Origin of the sequence: Terrisporobacter sp., assembly GCF_017888745.1 — a bacterium.
In the GTDB taxonomy this organism is placed as follows: Bacteria; Bacillota; Clostridia; order Peptostreptococcales; family Peptostreptococcaceae; genus Terrisporobacter.
In genome coordinates this window covers 1-4471 of sequence record NZ_JAGHFM010000361.1, presented here as the reverse complement: position 1 = coordinate 4471, position 4471 = coordinate 1, and the positions used below count along the sequence as shown (strand labels likewise).

4 protein-coding genes are annotated in these 4471 nt (G+C 28.4%); 2 read left to right on the top strand and 2 right to left on the bottom strand.

Going from position 1 to position 4471, the window contains the following annotated elements:
* The first annotated feature begins 196 nt into the window (after positions 1–196).
* On the top strand, positions 197–1477 hold the full coding sequence (gene glyA, locus J7G74_RS15835; RefSeq protein ID WP_297137104.1) for a serine hydroxymethyltransferase: 1281 nt from the start codon (positions 197–199) through the stop codon (positions 1475–1477).
* Positions 1478–1675: 198 nt separating this feature from the next.
* On the opposite strand, the gene J7G74_RS15830 is transcribed toward glyA, so the two are convergent.
* Positions 1676–2608 carry a patatin-like phospholipase family protein gene (locus J7G74_RS15830; protein WP_297137102.1) on the bottom strand — a complete coding sequence of 311 codons (933 nt, stop codon included), beginning with the start codon at positions 2606–2608 and terminating at the stop codon, positions 1676–1678.
* 180 nt (positions 2609–2788) lie between these two features.
* Positions 2789–3838: a calcium/proton exchanger gene (gene cax / locus J7G74_RS15825; RefSeq protein WP_297137099.1), complete on the bottom strand. Its 1050-nt coding sequence runs from the start codon at positions 3836–3838 to the stop codon at positions 2789–2791.
* A 237-nt stretch (positions 3839–4075) separates the two neighbouring features.
* Between cax and J7G74_RS15820 the strand changes: the two genes are divergently transcribed.
* A partial coding sequence (locus tag J7G74_RS15820) for an acetate uptake transporter (protein WP_297137096.1) occupies positions 4076–4471 on the top strand: 396 nt, incomplete at its 3' end.

Below are 4471 nucleotides of genomic sequence, written 5' to 3'. Positions count from 1 at the left end.
TATTTATAAACACTTTAAAGACATTACAGGACAAACACCAGCGTATTTTGTTCAGCATAAATTTAAATAATTTAAAATTAATAAAAAGTCAGAATCGTTAAAAAATAGTACGGCTTTAATAATATTTCTTTGTGGACTGCAGTGTTAACATTTAAGTATAAATAAAAATATAACTTAAAGTTAAGGGGGAAATTAAATGTTAAAAACTACAAAAATAACAGATCCTGAATTATATGAAATAGTAGAAGCTGAGCTAGAAAGACAAAAATATAATATAGAAATGATTGCTTCAGAAAGTTCTGCTCCAACAGAAATACTAGAACTTAGCGGAAGTGTATTTTTAAATAAAACAGAAGAAGGACTTCCAGGCAAAAGATATCAAGCTGGTTCAGAACATGCTGATAGGGTAGAAAATTTAGCAATAGAAAGAGCAAAAGAAGTTTTTGGAGCAGAATACGTAAATGTACAAGCTTATTCTGGAGCAACTGCTAATTATACAGTGTTTAATGCTATATTAGATCCAGGAGATAAAATATTAGCAATGAGATTAGATCATGGTGGTCATTTAACACATGGATCTCCTGCAAATTTTTTAAGTAAAATATATAAATATGAACATTATGGTGTAAATCTGGAGACGGAAATAATAGATTACGATGATGTGGAAGTAAAGGCATTATCATTTATGCCCAAATTAATAATAGCAGGAGCTAGTGCTTACCCAAGACTAATTGACTATAAGAGAATGAGAGAGATAGCTGATAAAGTTGGAGCATATTTTATGGTTGATATGGCTCATATATCGGGATTAGTAGGGGCTGGTGTGATACCTTCTCCAGTACCATATGCAGATTTTTGTACATCTTCTTGTTCAAAAACTATTTGTGGACCAAGAGGTGGATTTGTGATTTGTAAAGAGAAATTTGCAAAACAGCTAAATAAATCAACTTTTCCTGGAATATTAGGTTCTATACAATTAAATGGAATAGCAGCTAAAGCTAATATGTTTAAAAGAGTTAAAGAACCGGAGTTTGTTGCGACAATGCAAAGGGTATTAGATAATGCTAAATTTTTAGCTAAAGAATTAGAAGCAAGAGGATTTAGAATAATTAGTGGTGGAACAGATAACCATATAGTATTAGTTGATTTAAGACCTAAAAATATAACTGGTAAAGAGTTTGACCAAGCATTAGAAAAAATAGGAATAACGGTAAATAAAAATACAATACCAAATGATCCTGCTAGTCCATTTGTAACAAGTGGTGTTCGTATAGGTCTTACTGCAGTTTCTGAAAGGGGATTTGGTCCAAACGAAATATCAGTAGTAGCAGATATAATGGATAGGGTAGCTAATAACATAGATAATGAAGAAGTATTAGATCAGTGTAGGAATGATGCAAGAGCTTTAATTTCACAATTTCCACTATATCAAGAGGGATACTTTGAAGATGAAGTAACTATTCCTCAACATATATAAAAATTTGTAAAAAGTGTGGGGATTTAATAATCTCTGCACTTTTTACAAACTAAAGCTAACAATTTATTATTGCAAATATACAATAATGTTATTTGAAAGTATTAACCTATTTTTATGATATTTAAAATAGAGGTATTCATACTATTAACATAAATATATGAAGGATTGATTTTAGGAAACATGACATATCAAATAATATTAATTATTCGGTGTAAATCTATATTTTCGTACATATTTGCTAAAATCCCAGTCTCTCAAAAAAATTTTTGTAGCATTATAACCAGAATTATATAAATCCATCATTTGTTTTTGAGATATATTAAAATCTATACTATTTATTCCAAGTGTAGGTATATTAATAATTCTTGATATATCAGAATCTTTAAAATAAACTTCTTCACTAGTGGAAAGACTTATTTGAATTACATCTATTAAAAAATTTAAAAGGTTCATATTATTTTTATTGGAACAAGATTGGGAGATATCATCATATAAATTTAATCCAAATGTGGGCCATTTGGGTATATTTTCCACATCGAATAGCCAAATAGGAAAGTTGCTAAGTAAACCACCATCGACGATGTAAGTAGGATTTTTTCTTTTGTTTAAGATAACAGGATTATAAAAAAAAGGAATACTAATACTCATTCTAACGGCACTTGCTATATCAAAATCTAAAGGGTTAATATTATATTTTTCTAAATCATCTGGCAAAATCATCAGTTTATGATTAGTGACGTCTGTAGCAATAATTTTAAGTTTACTATTGTTATTTTCAGAAATATCTCTAAAGGATGTTTTACCCTTTTCTTTAAACTTTTCCCTTAAAAAATTTTCTATATAATTTCCTGAATAAATTCCTTTTGAGATTACTAAACTTGCAAATTGACCTATATAAGGAATTGACTGCAAAAGGTTTTTATCTTCAAAAGATTTGTAATCTAAATTAAACATAATTTCTTTAATTTCTTTTGATGTATATCCTACAGCTAATAAAGATGTGACTATTGCACCTACTGATGTGCCTGCGAGATTTTTAAATTTATATCCATATTCTTCTAAACAACAAATTGCACCTACCAATGCTATTCCTTTTATACCTCCACCTTTACATACTAGATCTGCATACATTTTTATCACCACCAACAGATAAATATTAATATATTATAAATTATGGTAGTAAAAGTATATAATATGATAAAAAATATATTTTAAAAGCTATGAATATAAAGAGATTTTTATTCATAGCTTTTTTAGTAAAAATAAATTTTATTTAAGAAGTATAGATTATGATTAAAAAATTATAAAAATTTATATTATAAAAAATGATGCTGCAATTATTAAATAAACTGCAAGTAGCTGAACTCCCTCTAGCCAGTTACATTCACCATCTTGAGAAACTCTATTAGCAATTAATACAGAAGCAATAAGTGCAACTAATTCAAATTCGTTAAAAACTATACTCATAGGCTTAAAAAATAAACTAATAAAAATTAGTATTGGGGCTACAAATAAGATAATTTGCAAAGAGGAACCTAGAGCAATTTCAAGTGCAACATCCATTTTATCTTTTCTAGCCATAACAATTGCTGTGCTATGTTCTGCAGCATTTCCTATAATAGGTATTAGTATAATACCTACGAAAAATTCACTCCATCCTAAAGCAGATGTAATATCCTCTATACTATCAACTAAAAATTCACTTTCAATGGCAATTAGAATTGTAGCAATAATTAATATGAAAATAGATTTTTTTAAAGTCCATTTTGGGGAAGATTCACCAGATTCTTGTTGAGCATTTGTATAAATATCTTTATGAGTACTAAATGAAAATATCAAACTAAGTATATAAATTATTATCATAACTACTGCTACAAAAATACTAAGGCCTTCATATCTGGTATTTAAAAGTATAGGGTTTACAGTATGAGTAAATATAGCAGGAACACAAAGGCCTATTACTGCAAATAAAAGCATACTTGAAGTAACTTCACTAACTTTTTCATTAAACTTTTGAGTTTTATACTTTAACCCTCCAGCCAGCATACTAAAACCGACAACTAAAAGAACATTTCCTATAACAGCACCTGCAATAGATGATTTAACAACATCAAATAATCCATTTTTTAGAGCAAAGAATGATATTATAAGTTCTGTAGCATTTCCAAAAGTTCCATTTAAAAAACCTCCAATTTTAGGACCTGCATAGAACGATATTTCTTCTGTCCTTTCTCCCATAAGACCTGCCAAAGGAATTATTGATAAGCAAGATAGTAAAAACATAATACTTCCTGTAGCATTCATAAAATTAGCTATAAAACTTATTGGTATAAATATAAGCATATATTTTAAAATCTTCATAAGTTGCCTCCTATTTCTAAATCTATATTTAGGTTAACCTCTAAGGCAGAAATTATGATAATCAAAAATAAAAATTATTTCTATGAATAAGAGATTTGATGCAATAAGGGAAATCATTGTATTGCTAAGATAATGTAATCTAAGAGAATAAAGATAATATTATAAAAATAAGTATTAATTTCTAATAAATGTTAATTATAAGTATAGGTAAAATCTTTATGACTAATGGAGGTAATTATGGATAATAAAAATGTAAAAATAGTTGTGGCAGATCCATCTGGATTAGGATTATTTGGTTTGGCAATGGTAACATTAGTAGCATCATCACAAAAATTAGGTCTAACATCAGGTGTGTCTTTTGTAATACCATGGGCTATTTTTCTAGGAGCTTCTGCTCAACTTCTAGCATGTATTAATGATTTTAAGCATAATAATACTTTTGGTGCCACAGCATTTGGTGCTTATGCATTCTTTTGGTATGCAGTAGGTTTTACATGGTTAATAGAAGCAGGGGTATTTGGAGAAGTATTAGCTTTGACTGCTGATCCTAGACAGCTTGGATTTGCATATTTAGGTTATTTAATTTTTTCTATAATTATGACACTGGGGGCAATTGAAACTCATACAGTTCTA